Origin of the sequence: Natronorubrum texcoconense (assembly GCF_900100335.1) — an archaeon.
In the GTDB taxonomy this organism is placed as follows: domain Archaea; phylum Halobacteriota; class Halobacteria; order Halobacteriales; family Natrialbaceae; genus Natronorubrum; species Natronorubrum texcoconense.
This window is the reverse complement of sequence record NZ_FNFE01000001.1, coordinates 938,438-953,969: the sequence shown is the minus strand read 5'-3', so window position 1 is coordinate 953,969 and position 15,532 is coordinate 938,438. Positions and strand designations below refer to the sequence as shown.

The 15,532-nt window shown below is 53.8% G+C and carries 10 protein-coding genes; 5 read left to right on the top strand and 5 right to left on the bottom strand.

Annotated features, from left to right (window positions below; genetic code table 11):
- The first annotated feature begins 1,169 nt into the window (after positions 1-1,169).
- A complete protein-coding gene (locus BLT08_RS04470) occupies positions 1,170-1,457 on the top strand; it encodes a ribbon-helix-helix domain-containing protein (RefSeq protein ID WP_090303559.1) in 288 nt (95 codons plus the stop codon).
- Between the two features lie 280 nt (positions 1,458-1,737).
- Here BLT08_RS04470 and BLT08_RS04460 read toward each other — a convergent pair whose 3' ends face one another.
- From BLT08_RS04460 to BLT08_RS04435, 5 genes are all read right to left on the bottom strand, one after another.
- Positions 1,738-3,402, bottom strand: coding sequence for a site-specific integrase (locus BLT08_RS04460; protein WP_090303558.1), 1,665 nt, complete (start codon positions 3,400-3,402; stop codon positions 1,738-1,740).
- 960 nt (positions 3,403-4,362) lie between these two features.
- On the bottom strand, positions 4,363-4,992 hold the full coding sequence (locus tag BLT08_RS04450; RefSeq protein WP_090303556.1) for a restriction endonuclease: 630 nt from the start codon (positions 4,990-4,992) through the stop codon (positions 4,363-4,365).
- A 102-nt stretch (positions 4,993-5,094) separates the two neighbouring features.
- A complete protein-coding gene (locus BLT08_RS04445) occupies positions 5,095-6,111 on the bottom strand; it encodes a hypothetical protein (RefSeq protein WP_090303555.1) in 1,017 nt (338 codons plus the stop codon).
- A complete protein-coding gene (locus tag BLT08_RS04440) occupies positions 6,101-6,565 on the bottom strand; it encodes a hypothetical protein (RefSeq protein ID WP_090303554.1) in 465 nt (154 codons plus the stop codon). The genes BLT08_RS04445 and BLT08_RS04440 overlap by 11 nt, the downstream gene beginning before the upstream one ends.
- Positions 6,565-6,957: a hypothetical protein gene (locus BLT08_RS04435; RefSeq protein WP_090303553.1), complete on the bottom strand. Its 393-nt coding sequence runs from the start codon at positions 6,955-6,957 to the stop codon at positions 6,565-6,567. The genes BLT08_RS04440 and BLT08_RS04435 overlap by 1 nt, the downstream gene beginning before the upstream one ends.
- Before the next feature lie 201 nt (positions 6,958-7,158).
- Between BLT08_RS04435 and BLT08_RS04430 the strand changes: the two genes are divergently transcribed.
- From BLT08_RS04430 to BLT08_RS04415, 4 genes are all read left to right on the top strand, one after another.
- On the top strand, positions 7,159-7,380 hold the full coding sequence (locus BLT08_RS04430) for a hypothetical protein (protein ID WP_090303552.1): 222 nt from the start codon (positions 7,159-7,161) through the stop codon (positions 7,378-7,380).
- A gap of 251 nt (positions 7,381-7,631) precedes the next feature.
- Positions 7,632-9,620, top strand: a complete 1,989-nt coding sequence (locus BLT08_RS04425; RefSeq protein ID WP_175529230.1) for a DUF5591 domain-containing protein — start codon at positions 7,632-7,634, stop codon at positions 9,618-9,620.
- A 310-nt stretch (positions 9,621-9,930) separates the two neighbouring features.
- Positions 9,931-14,589 (top strand): DEAD/DEAH box helicase, encoded by a 4,659-nt coding sequence (locus BLT08_RS04420; RefSeq protein WP_090303550.1) that lies wholly within the window; start codon positions 9,931-9,933, stop codon positions 14,587-14,589.
- A gap of 28 nt (positions 14,590-14,617) precedes the next feature.
- Positions 14,618-15,526 (top strand): hypothetical protein, encoded by a 909-nt coding sequence (locus BLT08_RS04415; RefSeq protein WP_090303549.1) that lies wholly within the window; start codon positions 14,618-14,620, stop codon positions 15,524-15,526.
- Positions 15,527-15,532 lie beyond the last annotated feature (6 nt).

Genomic DNA, 15,532 nt, shown 5'->3' with positions numbered 1-15,532 from the left:
CGCGCCCGCCAGTGAGAAACCGCTGTGGATGGCGAGGGTAGCTCCTACGACAGGCTTGACTAGCACGGTCACCTGCTGACCACACAAATCGTACCGTTTGCTCCGTACAACGCACGAAAATTGACGAATCTCTACTATCACTCGATGCCCGGAGATCAGATCGAAATACTCGTTCTCGCAGGAAACGCTTCCGTCTACCTTGGTGGCGCTCTGTCACTCGTGAGACGAAGATATGACCAAGCCAGCATAGTTCCCCACGAAACGAACGCGAGGATACCAAGGGATAAAAAGAACAGTCTCGAGGAAGGTCCGGCCCACATGAGAATATAGGGATGTACCAACACTGCTCCTGCTAATCCAAGCCCGACCGTAGCGTACGTGGTCTGGTTTCCATTCGTACCCTCCTTTCGTGTAAACCCCGTCAAAAGAAGAAAAACGGCATACGGGCCTAAGGTTAGTACTTTTATGACCAAATGAAGGAGTGGACCAAAGTCTAACCGAGGTCCGGATGTCGTCCGGACAAGGTATTCGTCCCCGTCGTTCTCTACGAGTCCATATGTGGTATAGGAACCACCGCCAATATAGTGTTCTGTGGGGAAATCGGGCCAATCGGTATACTCGTCACAATAAATGAGCGATGAGTGGCAGACTGAGACGGGTCCGATTCGTTGCCATCCGCCGTGTTCATATTGGTTACCGGCCCTCGGTTGTTTGCTCTGCATCTCGCCGAACGCTCGTTGAGTCTCCGGCGAAAGGTCGGCTACGGGAACGGCCGACATTTCTTGCAATTCTTCGTTGTCTTCGACGTAGTTCTCGAACGCCTCAGTTGACTCATGGGCGACAGCATACGACGGTCCATTCGTATTGTACGGTGCTGCGAGTGCCCCAGAGTACAGGATACAGACAATCAGTAGAACTGCCACTCCGACAGAGTACCACAAGACGCGACCACCCCGCTCTTCAAGCATACTCTTTCAAATCTCTAATATATTGGCATATGCTTTCTGTCTGAACGATCACCAGTCTATGCCACATTTGCGCTGTGTATCTTGCACGACGATCGGAACATCTATCGCAGCTGGTAGGTTATCCGCCGATACATTCTCAGATGTAGTTACTGCTCAGTACAGGGCAAATAGTCATCTGTGAGACGCACGTCTCACACAATAATGAGTACTGACACCAATGATGGCGGTGAAGGAAATGGTGACGGCACCTCCAAAATCGACGTCCGGGTTCCAAATCACCTCCTCGAGGAGATCGACGAGAAGTACGAGCGTCGCGGGTACACCTCGCGGTCAGAGGCGATCCGCGACGCACTCCGTGACTGGATCGATCCACCGACGAGGCTCTCGGAAGAGACGCTCAAAGAACTCAAAACGAGCCATGAGCAGCGGGAACAGGGTGACACGCAGTCGGCTAACGACGTTCGCGAGCGCCTTAGCTTAGATGACTGACGTCGCGTACACTGAACAAGTGATCGGTCACCTCGAGAACCTCGACGCACAAGTCGTCGATCGTGTGATGAATAAAGTCGATGGGGCGACTGACATTGACTCCGGCATGAAACCATGCGCTGAACTCTTTCCCTGTATCCTTTGAGGACTCAATTCGGCCCGTAGCAGGTTCGTTCTCTTCTCTACCCGTTAACTGTATGGCTGACTGAAAAGACGGCTGGTAGGAAGGTTGACTGGCTGACTAACGAATATGCCAGCGAGTATACTGGCCTGTAGCAATTCAGCTACTCGCAGCAACCGGGCGGGGCTCCGCCATATCGATTGACGAGGTCGTGAATGCCCACGCAGCAAGCAGCATCACGGCGATCGACCACATTGGATACCCGACCGTAATCAATACCAACGCCATGACTGAAATTGCCACAACACCAACGAGGAACTGCGATATTCCGTGCACAGACGTTGGATCGATCACTTCCTCGTCGTGTTTCATCGCCGCGAACTCACGAACAGCTCGAGAGGTCGCAAGTTCCGTATTCCACCTCACGATTGGAAGGACTGCCATAGCGCCGACGATCGCGTGTGTCGAGTTGCTGTCTGTCTTTGGCCTCGTCACGAAGTCCGTGAGCGAACTCTGGTCATCCTCGTCCCCTGTATTTCGAGCTTCAGCGATCTCCTCTGGCGAAATCACGACATCGGTTGGGAACGCCGTTTCGAAGTGAGCGTTCGCGAAGCGGCGAAAGTGGTCTCGAGCGCGATGGCTGGCAAGATAGTGTTTGTCAACGATCTCCGCCGAGGCGCTTGACTGAGCCGCTGCAACGTCCTCGACCTTGGCGATGTACGCCTCATAGGCATCAAAGTACTCGTTGTACCAGAATTGGCGGAAATGCTTTGGCGTCGGCCTCGATCCATCAGGCAGTCGAATGTCGGCTCGATCGACGATTTTCTCGACCTCGTTGCGTACCCAACCATCAGATCGGGTACCGTCCTCCGAATCCTCACTTGGGAACAACATCTCGTAGCCTTCCTCTTCGAGTAACCCGATGTACTCCTCAAAGTAGTCTAGACCTGCCATGATCGGTGTAGTGCCTTGACCGTTCTTACGCTCCTCGTCGAAGCAGATCCGGGGATCAGCTGGGTCAAGGATGATATCTTCCTTAGCGTGCGTGATTAGTGGGTCACTGGTCCGCTGTCCACAGCCGGCGAGGCAGAGCAAGAGTATCTTTTGGGTGAGCAGTTCGCGTAACTCCGCGCTGCCGAGTTCCTCGAGAGTATCTTCGTCGACGGACTCAGTTGCTTCCCAGCACTTCCGGACCTGCGCTGGTTTGAGAGCGATTTCAGGAGATTCGCGGGTGTACGACCAGCCCATTCGCGGGAGGACTGCTTCAGCCGGATTCGAATCGACTTCGCCGGTCATCTCCAGATAGCCGTAAAATGACTTCAGCGTTGAGGCGTAGTTATATCGGGATCCCTCGGACTCTAATTCCTCGTTCATCGCTCGGAAAAGGTCGAGCGTGAGGCGGATGTTTTTCCCCTTAGGAGCACGGGCTGGCCGGAGGAGGTTGCTCGAGCCGAGAGCGTCTTGAGAGATCTCCATTAGCTTGCGCATGTGCGACCAAGCGCTTTTGATAGATGTGTCACCAAGGCGGCTAAATGCCGTATCCTCGTCTTCGAGCCACTTGCGGACCAACTGCTTCGTCTCACCGTGCGTTCCGGGGAGCGGCTTGCGCTTTCGAGAGTCGAACCCACATTCGTTCAAGAGGACATCATCCACAGTCTTGTCGTGGCGTTCTGCGTATCCTTGGATGCCGATCAAACCATGTTCACGGAGCCATTTGTGGGTCGGTTTCACGTCTGGGTTTTCCCCTTCCGCGCGCCGAACCTCGCGAACGTCGTCGGGAAACTTTCGTTGGACGTATTCCGAAGTCCATTTCAGAGCCGTCATATAGACAATTCTACTGGTGAGTTTGTAAAATACTACTGGTGGTATGAGTTATTGGACACGCACAACTGAATACACTGGTGGCAGTTTTTATTGTACCAATCAAAACAACCACCCCGACGCCGTCTGGTGGGTGGTGGCGCGACATCGATCTCGTCCTATTCCGCCCCCGTGAGAAATCGCAAGACTGCTCCGTCATCTATTACGACGAAGAATGTGCGTTTTTTGTCCATGTTACAACACCGAAGACCACCAGACCGGAAGCACCACTTGACAGGGTGATGACTCTATGATGTGAGAGTTGTCTTCTTTCCAGCGCTCCAAAACCCACTGCGTGCAGGGGAGTTGCCTGATTCGAGCGATCTGTTTCTCTCTGTGTCGGGGCTGATAGCGCTGTCAGTGTAATAACCGCCTGTTGCATACAATAACGGTTGAAATGAACTGTGCAAATTGCACTACGGATGTATAGGGCGGATTCTTCAGTATACTATCGAGTCGAGACGTAGTTAGATCTACTAACGTCCTTTTCCACGGAGATTCATAGCCCAAGAGACAGCTGTCGTACCGGTCTCAGATGTGTAGCTGTCGGCTCTATAGACTACCGAGAGACACCTCGAAGAAATACCCACAGCTAACAGGCCGGATAACCAGCGGCGCAGCGACCGATTTCGGTACGTGTGGGAGAGAGACGACTTCTCTCGAGGAGTTCAGTATCGTCTGGTTGGATCCGGAAGCGCTGTTGTTCAGAAAAATCGAGGTAGCGGGCCGTGACGCCGCATACAGTCAGCTACGGGCGAGAACGGGGGTCGCCTTCATGTAGCAGGCCACTCGTCAACTGTGTAGCTGGTGTCTCTCCGTCTCGCTCAGCGAGTTAGCAACGAGGCTGTTCGAACCAACTTGAAAACCTCGAGTCGATTGCGAGCGAGTATCGGTGGCTGCATTGTATCTCGGTTGTGAGCCGCCCTACTCACCACTGTCTTCGGACGAGTGGGATTCGTCAGCATTCTCGATCGGCTGATACTCACAGAGTCGCCCCTTGGCTTTGAAGCCAGGAACGTAGGAGAAGTGCCGCTCGCGCTCGTAGGTGAGCATCACTGGCAGTGTCCCCCGTCCCTCGCGAGGAGTGCATTGTCTTCGATGCATGCACAGTTCCTCGATCGGTGCACTCACGTTCGGTGCTGGCAGTGCACCACGATGTAAATCCTCGAGCGTGAGGACTCGAACTTCCCATTTCTGGGCGATTTCTCGGGCCTTCGGTGTCAGCGTCGTCGTGTGGCACAACACTGGCATTGCTCGACAGCTGAATGCGAGCATGCAGAGTCGATAGATGACGTTTGGGGTGATCGAGCGATTCTCCCAGTCTTTGCATTCGGCGACGATGTAGTCAGTTGGTCTGTTCCGTGGTTCTTTCCGCTTGGCGACGACGTCGATCTCGAGACCGTAGGCTGTCTCACGCATGTCCGTTACGTAGCCCCACTGTTTGAGTGCGCGCGAGAGTTGGAACTCGAGCCAGCGGCCGTCGCCTTTGCCGCGCCCTTCGATATCTCGAGTGAACTCTCGCTCGGCGTCAGTTGGCGACTGATCCTCACTCATCTCGCTCACCTCCTGTCCCGTCGTGGATTGTGGCTTGGACTTCGGCAGTGATCTCTGTACAACTGTTCCGTTCGGTGCTGGTGGGAAGCTCGGTGCTGTCGGTCATGGTCCTCTGTAGACAGTCAATTGTGGTCGGTTGTCCTTCGACGGCTGCTCGTCGGTCATCGATGCCGGGACGTCATGCGACTCGGCAAGTGTTTGGCGGATCGCGTCGAGTTCGGTGAGCTGAGAGAGGCGGGTTTTGGCTGCCAATTTGCGCTCGAGCGGGAGTTCGTCGTCCGTTTCGATCCGCTGTTGAAGAGTGTCTATCTGGGTGTCGATCCACTCGAGGGCGTCGGTATACTTTTCCCACGAGTATCTGGCCGCTTTGTCGGTCGTCAAGGGCATTTCTCGTGGCGATGGTTCGACTAACACTGTCCGAGCGTCCAGCAGTTGCGATTGCAACGCATGGAGTTTCCGCCCGATACGATCGCTCGCGCGTTCGTCGAGCCTGTCGTCAGCGAAGACCGCCGTCGAAAGGGTATGGACTGTGTTGGCGACCCGCTGGAGATCACCGTATCGCTGCTGGTTGCTGGTCGGCTCTGGCGTTTCGCTGTGGCTTCGGTCGTCGACGAGTTCGTATTTACGTTCTGAACCCGATGACGGACGGATCCACAACGGCTTCTCGTGAACAAACACTGGATACAGCGGGTGGAGTTCGACGAGGAAGCGGCGCGAGTACTGTTGGAGCCCTGGTTCGTCGATTGTGATGTACCTACTGTCAGCGTGTGTTCTGAGTATCAGCGAGCCGGTGTAGCCGACGAGTGTGGGTGGGACGTCGATGCCGGCGTCGGTAATTCGGAGCGTCTCAGTCGGTTGCTCGCGCGGGTGGATGGAGTTCAATGTTCCAAGGGGCTCCGTGTCCGTCGCGGTGATCTTCGAGACCGAAATTCCGTCAGCTGTTGGCGTCAGCAGGAGGTCTCGGTCGGGAGCTTCGATCCGTCTGGATCGGATCGGTTGGTTGTCGCACCCAATGATTCCTCGACTGTGGACGGTGTCTCCGTCTGCCATCCAAGTGAGCGTAACTCTCGAGTCCGGTGCGATCATTTGGAGTCGCTTCTTGAGCTTCCTATCGGCCATTTGGCTCACCTCGCTCGAGTTGGCTGCGACTGTACGGTGTTTCAGCGAGTGGGGTCACCGATGGCAGTCCGTGATCACGAATGAGTGGCTCGAGTGCCGGTTTTTCGATCGGCTGCCAGCAGGTCGATCGGGCACTGTAGGAGCGCAATATCTCGTCTCTGGCTGCGATGACGATCGGGTTCGGGCTGTCGAACGCGAGGACCTGCGGCGTGTCGGAGTCCCACGTGTGGTTAATCTGTTCGATGAGTGTCTCGAGTATTCGCGGAGTCGGGTTCTCGTCAGCGTGATCGGGCGCGGAGATGGTTGGGGCCTGGATCAGGTCGTAGCTCGTTTCGTGCCACTGCGAACCGTCCCAGACGGCCGCGATTTTGGCCCAGCCGCTGTCGGTTGGTGTGATGGTGAGTTTGCGGCGCGGCCCGTGTTCGGGCGACCACTGGAGGCAGATTTCGCTCATCATGTGGCCTCCGTTCCAGCGTTATGCTCACTGCCCGTGAAGCGGCCATTGGGCGTCGTCACGTCGGCATTCACCGGGGAAGCATCATCTCGAATTAGGATTCGATACTGGAGCATGCGGGCGAACTTGCCACGATACTGTTCATGCCAGCGTTCGTCTTTCTCCTCCATCGCCGCCGTTGCACTCTGGCTGCGATTGTACAGCTGCGGAAGTTCCTGTTCTGTGTATAGCAGATTGATGATCTGGACGTCTGCGATTCCTGTGCCGAAGTTACGCGCGCCGTTGAGTTGCAGTTCGTAGCCGTCCCTAAGAGCTATTTTATTTATTTTTGATATGTTTCCAGTCAACTGCTTAGCGACAACTTCTTTATCGGGTGGTATTGATTCTGTCATGGGTTCTTGGCCTTTTTGATGAGAACCCGTCTCGGCGGCCCTACCCGCCGTGATTTTCTTCTTGACGACGAGTTCTCACTATCCTCTTTCACTCCGTACATCTTAATGGTTTGCAAATACGCAAACGTATGCAAATGCACAAAGTTTGTATATTTGCACATAGTAGGTATATTTGCAATGCCCAACGAAATTACGGATGAGATGGCACGGACACGTGCGCTAATGACTAAGACCGATAGGAAGCAGATTACAGGTGGAGAGCATGTCGACGAAAATAACCGATATCAAGCGATCTCACGTGTGAGAGGCCGTATTAATGAAGAACTGCCAAGAGATATAGAAGTCCTCCAAGAGCATCATCCAGAACTGTATGATGAATTACGTGAAATCGTCTGTGATAGCCTGGAAGAAGAAGGTGAATGATACAGATCCTCCTTCATCGGACTCTAAGATAGCTGTTTAGAACCTAAAATAAACAACACCAGAGTATTGAGTGCAGCAACGATTACAACGTACTGGATTACGACCAGCCTCACAAGCGTGATTTGCCGCCGAAAACCATTATAACAGAACCCACATATTGGTTTACTGGCCATCTCCCTGTTGAACACTACATCTCCAGAAAGAGAATAAAGAAGATATTTCACCATATATCCTTCATAGAGCAGTAACCAATGGCGGAGTTTCGAGTTGAGGAGAAAGGTGACGATGGATATGGTCGCCTCGGCGAGCTCTGCGTTCCACACGGTCCAGTTTCTACACCCGCGCTTTTTCCTGTTATCAACTTTATTGGAGGTACAACAGAGAAGTCTGGAGGAATTTGGCGGCGCATACGAGATAATCTCATTGATGGTTCCCATTTGGACGGGATCATGTTTCAGGCGATGAGCTTCACGGACTATGGTGTCTCCCCAGCGAATCTCAACGACTTTTGGCGATCGCAAACCTTCCACGAGCGCTTCGACAGTCTTGATGCACCCGTATTCATAGATTCGGGTGGATTCAAGCTGATGAACTCGAATACTTTCGGTCAAGCACCAGTCGAAGGTGGAGCCGAAAATGAGTGGGGGCTATATACAAACCCAAAGAGTATTCTTGGACTTCAGATTGATTTTGGATCGGACATTATCGCAACTCTTGATTATCCCATTCCTCCGAAATTAAACGAGGAAGAGAAGGTAGAACGAATGGAGCGTAGTATCGACAGCGCAGTTGAATGTCTCCAGATTATTGAAGACCCCGACACCCTTAGCGATGGATTCCCGACAAACGAAAATGCAGCTGAGCGGCTGAAACAACAAAAGAGCGATGGTAACGAACCGGGTGTTTACGTAGCGCTTCACGGGCACGATTACGAAACGGTCAACTGGTACGTCGGAACGTTCCTCGAACGAATTGAAGAAGCAAACGTAGAACAGTCGTTTGAAGGATTTGCCATCGGGTCGCTCGTTCCCCTCCGGAGTAGCATCGATGTTCTGATCGATATTGTACAAGGAGCAACCGATGCGATCCCGAGCTCTCGAGCAGATGAGATCGGGCTCCATGTTTTCGGTGTCGGCGGAAAGCAGGTATCCCTCTTAGCGTTGCTCGGTGTCGATACCTTTGACTGTTCAACGCACGTCCAGACAGCAACCTATGCGAAATACACCATCCCAGATACGTGGGAGACAATTCACGTCAACGAGCTTGAACCGTACTTAGAAGACGGCGACTTCCCTTGCACGCTCGAACACTGTACGCTGTGTGGTTCAGAGAGTGATGTCGACTACCAGACTCTCGTTGATGAGCTCAACATGGACTTGAGCTACGATCAGCGTCAAGAGCGCAAGAGCAACGGTGAGCCGATCAAGAGCGATTACTATGCAGCGCTTGCGAGGCATAACTTCGAGGTCTACAATTCTGAACTCCATCGAGTTCGCGATCGGATTCGCGAGGGCACACTTCTCGAATATGTGATCGACTTCGCTCGGAATAACCCCGATATTAAAAAAGGACTGAAACAAGCACAGGTTCGGAACAAGAAACTTTGTCGCGATCTCGAAAAGAAAGAAGCGTACGATTTGGTTGCAGGTCCGGATTTGACCAGTGATCAGACAAAACTCTCAAAATGGGGTGGTGGTGTCGACGAGAGCACTGAGACACGAAGCATCTCGCTAAAGTATAATCCAAGTAGTTTTAATATCCTCACCCAACGGTATGAGCCACCCGCTGACAAACGAGTGCTGTTGCTCGTTCCATGTAGTCAAAAAAAGCCCTACTCGGAGTCCCGAACTCACTCAGTTCTGGAGACGAAACTCGAGGACAAACGTGACCATATTCATAAAGTAACTTTGTCGGGTATGTACGGTCCTGTACCAGAGGAGAAAGAGAGGGAGGACCCTGTCCTCGGGTACGAGTATATGCTCACAAGCGAAGATACCGAGCAGATTGACCTGGTCACGAAACGGTTACAAACATATCTGGAAACGTATGAGGATCACTATGATGAGGTCGTAGCATATGTCGCTAGCGCACAATACCGGGGTGTTATCGAAACAGCTCTCGACGAGTCTGGTGTGGGTGCAAGTGATGAGATTGTCTTCCCGCAGAACCCAAAATCATTCCAGCTCACTGAACATTTCCGGAATACGAACATCCAAGAACTGATAGACTACTTAGACTAATATTCTGGATATAGAGATTATTCAGCAATCTTTACCAAAGCGTGGACGCACCTCGGATGCATCCACGCTCGAGACTGTGGTGCTTATCAATTTTTCATTCCAGATTTATACTACATGGAATGTGACTCTGTTGAGGTGTACAACAGATATAGACATGAATAACATGCGGTGATATCCAGTCGAAACATCTTATAAGAACTGAAACACAATGACAAACTGACTGACCATACTTTACACGATGCACACACCACACGACACACTTGAAAGCGCAAAGGCCCGTGCTGCAGAAATTACCTGGTGGAACCGTGCGATGACCAAACTCAACGAAGTCGACGGCGTCAGTAACGCCACATCGTTCGTAGCGGATGATTTAATCGAACAGAAAGGCCCCTTCGTTGAGTTTGTCGACGCACCGCAGTTCCACGATCAATCCGCTGCAGAATTCCTTGCGGATCTGGATTACGATGAAGCGATCACAAACGCAATTGTAGAGGAGCTATTCGCAGGGGATACGAAAGGCTCACTATATCAGCATCAGGCTGAGACGATCGAAGCTATCGAAACGACCAACCGAGATAGCATCCTAGCGGTTCCGACGGCCTCTGGAAAGACGGAGGCGTTCTTTTTGCCGATTCTCAACGATTGTCTGTCGACGGACGAAGAGGGGCTAAAATCGATCGTCGTCTATCCGATGAAGACCCTCGGCGTCGACCAGCTCAATCGGTTTCTGACGTATCTCGATCAAATTAACCGATACCGAGATCCTGAAGATCGAATAACCATTGGTATCTGGGACTCTGACACGCCAACGCGTGTAGGAACTCGAGACTATGAGGTTGAAGCAGGATCTTACGTTCGTGGTCTCGTCGACCCACGCGATGACTCGGAAAAGCTCCGTATATTCGATGAGACGTCCGTTGGGACCGACGACATCACATACTCATGGGTACGGGTCACCCGTGACGGAATCCGCCGCGGTGTTGACATTCTACTAACGGTTCCAGAGGCGCTTGATTATATGTTTGTCTCGAACAACCCGGAGACCCGGGAAATCCTTGGCACCGAGCCAAACGACCAGCCAGTCAAGCACATCGTCTTTGACGAGGCCCACGTCTGGAGCGGAATCCAAGGATCGGCAGTCTCGCTTCTCTCCCGACGACTCAAAGCGTTCTATGCCGATCGGGACCCACAGGTTACGATGGTTTCGGCGACGGTCGAGGACCCACGTTCATTGGCTAGCGATCTAACGGGAACTCCGAAAGGAGAAATCAACGACATTTCTTTCACTGCACGTGAGTTCCCGGTTCAGGATACGCCAAATTTCGGCCGGTTCGAACCAGCCACACTCGAGGAAATCATTCACACACTGGCGCTGACACAGGTAGACGGGCCTGCTGAAACACAGATCACACAGTTCGAACTCGAGGGCGCACTCGCGACACTTCGTTCCATCAGGCTCATCGCGACAGATGACCTTCAGCTCGGACCCCGGGCTGAGGAGTGGATGATCGAGCCCATCGTCGACGCTCTGGACAAACTGTTACTCGAGCACGAAGAGAAGGACGAACTCGAAATCCTTGCCTCGGTAGAGGGACGAAACGCCGTTGTCGAAGCCGTCATTGAGGATAGCGGGTTCTTCAGTGGCTGGTACGAGTTCGTCATCAGTGCCGTCCCCGAAGTCCCTGCGTTCACCTCGTGGTTTGATTCGGGAACGACGGGTGAAGTCGAATTTAAAGCCTACGACGACTTGATCGCCGAAGCAACCGAACTCGGCCTCGAAGATCCGGAGGGAATCCTCGAGACCGTAATGGCGTTCGGTCAGCTCGCTGGGATCATCACCGAAAAGTATCACGTCTTCTTGAAGCCGCCGCACAAGGTCTACTGGTGTCAAGAGTGTGACCTCGTGACCCGTGACAGCAAGTGCCCGGAGTGTAACAGTGCGCTTCCGGAGATGCAGTTTTGCCGACGTTGTCACGAACCGTATATTGAGTGGGACGACGACGGCGATGAAACGGTGTTCGCGCCGATCAGCGCTGATGGGCCAGCTGACGAATGTCCGGGTTGTGAGGGCTGGATCAAAACCACCGACGTTGGCGTGCCGACATCTTCGCTGCTGTCGTACATGCTGACCGAAATCTGCCGGGTGACTCCGTCGAAGAAGACCCTCGTCTTCTCTGATTCTCGAAGTGCTGCTGAAAGCGTCGGTGACCAGATTATCGAAACCGAGTACGGGCTGATGGCAGAGACGCTCTACGTCCAGGAACTCATCGAGGCTGGCGGCGAGATGGACAACTACGAGCTGTTCCGTACCGTGTCGGACCGTCTACGCGAGGAGTACTGGCAGCCGCTTATCCAGAACGAAATCGACGAAGACGGGACGGCCTACAACTTCCTTCGGACGCTTCTCGACGATATTGAGGCACATGCGATGTTGAGCCGGTGTGAGAACCTCATCGAGAGTGCGATAATAACCGCTGAGCCGGTGACGTCCTTCGAAGATCCCGAAGCGCTCGTCGTTGCTCACGAACTGTATACGATGTTCGTGCTGGGCAAAAGCAATGCGTTCCGGTACAACAAGGTCGCTTTCGATGGCCTGACGAGAGAGAAAATGACTGACCGTCTCGACAGTCGAATGAAAATCTCGAGAAAGCAGATTGACGAAGTGCTCGACGATATCCTCGAAGCGTTCCTCGCGGAGGGGATTATTTCGCTGCAGTCTTGGGAAGAAGTTCAAAACGCCGTCCAGATGGCTGGAATTGACGAGCCTGCACGCGATGAGGTACACGCGTATCTCGAAGACGCACGGGAGACAGTTAACGAAGCCTCTCTTCAGGACGAACCAGCGGATAGCGGGGTCTTCATCAGAACGACTCGGCGTGATGAGTCGACGATCGTGTTACTTCCGAGCGCTGCGTTCTGTTCTTCTTGTTACTCGTCCTATCCAATCCCTGATAAGGGAGATGGGATCCATGAATGCCAGAACTGTGGTGACACACTCGAGACGTATGACCGATTCACCCGTGAAGGTGATACGCTCAGGGCCGATCCCGGCTACGCAAGGGTGGACTCTGGTTGGCCGTACGCAATCGACCACTGGGCCCACGACGTCACGCGGCCGCTACACGACGGCAAAGAGCCTGAGTTCATAACTGTCGGCATACACAAGGGGGACATCCCCCATACGCTCCGTGGGGCGATTGAGGAAGGGTTCCGAAAAGACGACCCGGACGTCAATGTCGTCAGTGCGACGCCGACGATGGAACTTGGGGTCGACATCGGGACTCTCGACACGGTAGCCCAGGTGGGGATCCCGCCGACGTTGACGAACTACGTGCAGCGGTCGGGGCGAACGGGCCGTACCCGTGGTAGTTCGTCGCTCGTGATGACCGTCGCTCGAGGGACTCATCCGGTCGACGGACACTACTACGGAAACCTCGAGCAATATCTCGCAGATTTCGAACCAATCCGAGTGCCGGACCCGTACGAATTCGACGAACTACTCGCCGGCCATGTCGTAACGGAGGTGTTTGCCTATCTGGCCCGGAACCCACACGAATCAAACGTCTTCGAGCGCGTTTTCACCCTTTCGGAGCCTCAGCGAGAGAACCTGTCCAGCTATGTTTCAGCGGTCGAGAAGCACCTCTCAATCCTCCGTAATTTCATCAGCGAGGAGATGGACGACCCGCTTCATGAACATGTCGAGTCGGTGTTCGGTTACCGTGGTGTCGAGGTCTATGAGGAGGTCTTCTTCGAGGAGGGGCCGCTCTCGCTGTCGACGCGAACAGAGCAAACGTTCTCACGGCTTACGTCGATGTCGAGCGGGGCTGATGCGAACAAGAATCTCACGGAGACGAATAGCCGACTCGATCAGTGGCTCTCACGGCTGGGGTACCTGGCGAACTACCGCAACTTCGGTCAGACGTTCCCGGTGAAATTCAGCGGCCGCAGGGACCACATCAGCTTCGAGTCGTCCGGGCGCCTATACGACATGTACCCCGGTGAGGAGAACGATCTGGGTGCGGTACTCACACTCCATGGAACGGATTACATCGTAGACGACGTTCGAGCGACTTCCTCGCCGGTCGTAGAACTTGCCGTGTGTACAAATGAAGACTGTGACCGTCCGTTCGAGAGCTATGAGACGGATCAGGAGTTCTGTCCTCACTGCGATGAGTCACTCGAGATAACGGACATCCATGGCGTAAGCAGTGTCGAGTGCAAGTCGGCAGTTGGTGGCCAACGCGGCTACAGCACTCGTGGGCTCATGACGACGCACGTTCGTCGCGCCACGGAAGACTTCCATGAGTCGGAAGAAATCACGCTGTTCGACCTGCCAGCAACCGTCAGCTACGGGCAGTTCGAACTGACCAACTTCGTCTACGCGTTCGAGCGCCGTCACTCGAGTAGCCCGAAAAAGAAGGTCCTGCGGTCAGAGGCTCTTGTCGAGCGTGATGAGAACGAGTCAAGTTCGACTGGAGACTCGTGGCTCGATCAGTTAGACGATGTCGAGAAAGAAACGTACCGTCCCGTCGGCCAGCAGTACCATACACAGGGGCTTCACTTCCGTGTTGATCTCGCGAGCGTGCAGGACCGATACGATGGTGTGGTCCACGACGGGAAGTCCTGGCCACAGGCGCTGGTTAGCCTCGAGCAATCGCTCGAGAAGGCGGTCGCAATCGTCGCCAACTGTGACCGATCCGACTTCAACGTGAAGACGAGTACGACCGACGAAACGTTAGATATCTTCATCGTCGACGGTCGACAGGGAGGTAACGGAATCACCTGGCAAGTGTTCGAAGAGGTAGACAGGCTCGAAGAGCACGTCATAGATATCGCAAGCTGCAAGCGGTGCCACAGCTACTGTGATGAGTGTCTTTTACTCTCCCGGACGCCTGCCTACTATCTCGAGAACGACCTCCTGGACCGGCGAACACTCGCTGGCATCGTTGGAAACGAGGGTGGTGACTGACGTGAGCGCTCAAAGCGGGGTGATATAGATGAGCCTCGAGATGATCCGACACCGGTTGACACAACCGGGTGTTGCGGTTATCTACGATGACGTCCCCGACTCCAGATGGTGGCTGCTACGGACGTTGCCAGCAATCTCGTATCTGGGAGTCGATCAGTGTACGTTCCCCACGTCGTGGCGACAACTCGACGGTGGCCAACAGTACCAGTTCCCCGGCTACAATTACCACGTTCTCGGGGGTATCGAACTCGAAGAGGGGTCTGACCTCTGTGTTCTGACGAACGAGTATTACGAATTCCAGACGCAGTACTCGATTCAACCATTGGTCACGGAGTTCTCGACAGGGGAAGGCACGCTTGTCGTCCTCACCGAGAACGAACGGTTCACACCCGACGGTGGACAGCGACCGCTTTCACAGGAGCAGTTTGCGACCCGCGTTGGCCCCGCAGATCGCATCCACGAGGCGTTCAGCAACTATTACGATCAGGAAGGCTGGGAGCTGCCGCTAACTGACACGCAGAACCTGTTCGTCCAAGATAACGCGTCACTCTACTCACTCGTGACCGGTGAAGACCTCTCGAAGACAACCGAGTTATTCGATCGGCTTCCCGAGGCACCATATCTCCCGCTGTACTGGGTGTTCTGTGACGTGTTTGCTCGTCCGAACGAATACGGGAGTGTTCCGCTAGATTCGGATGATCAAGTACCAGCCCTAGGCAACTGGCTTCGTCGACGTATCGAGTGGGATCGGAAAACTGCGATCGACGTGGCCAAAACGTTGAACCGTACGGTCTCTGACGATGGGAGTACGTTCGACCCCTCCTATGCCAAGCGATCCCCAAAACTTCGCGACGCACGAACCGCCCGACGACGATTAGCACCCGAAGAGAGCCGGATCGATGCACGTTATTACGATTGGCTCTCTGACATCAACTAACGAACT

Bases quoted from the DNA above. Each gene is read 5' to 3' on its own strand.
- BLT08_RS04425 (WP_175529230.1), top strand. From the start codon at position 7,632: ATGGCGGAGTTTCGAGTTGAGGAGAAAGGTGACGATGGATATGGTCGC.
- BLT08_RS04440 (WP_090303554.1), bottom strand. From the start codon at position 6,565: ATGAGCGAAATCTGCCTCCAGTGGTCGCCCGAACACGGGCCGCGCCGC.
- BLT08_RS04415 (WP_090303549.1), top strand. From the start codon at position 14,618: ATGAGCCTCGAGATGATCCGACACCGGTTGACACAACCGGGTGTTGCG.
- BLT08_RS04420 (WP_090303550.1), top strand. From the start codon at position 9,931: ATGACCAAACTCAACGAAGTCGACGGCGTCAGTAACGCCACATCGTTC.
- BLT08_RS04470 (WP_090303559.1), top strand. From the start codon at position 1,170: ATGAGTACTGACACCAATGATGGCGGTGAAGGAAATGGTGACGGCACC.
- BLT08_RS04435 (WP_090303553.1), bottom strand. From the start codon at position 6,957: ATGACAGAATCAATACCACCCGATAAAGAAGTTGTCGCTAAGCAGTTG.
- BLT08_RS04430 (WP_090303552.1), top strand. From the start codon at position 7,159: ATGGCACGGACACGTGCGCTAATGACTAAGACCGATAGGAAGCAGATT.
- BLT08_RS04460 (WP_090303558.1), bottom strand. From the start codon at position 3,402: ATGACGGCTCTGAAATGGACTTCGGAATACGTCCAACGAAAGTTTCCC.
- BLT08_RS04445 (WP_090303555.1), bottom strand. From the start codon at position 6,111: ATGGCCGATAGGAAGCTCAAGAAGCGACTCCAAATGATCGCACCGGAC.
- BLT08_RS04450 (WP_090303556.1), bottom strand. From the start codon at position 4,992: ATGAGTGAGGATCAGTCGCCAACTGACGCCGAGCGAGAGTTCACTCGA.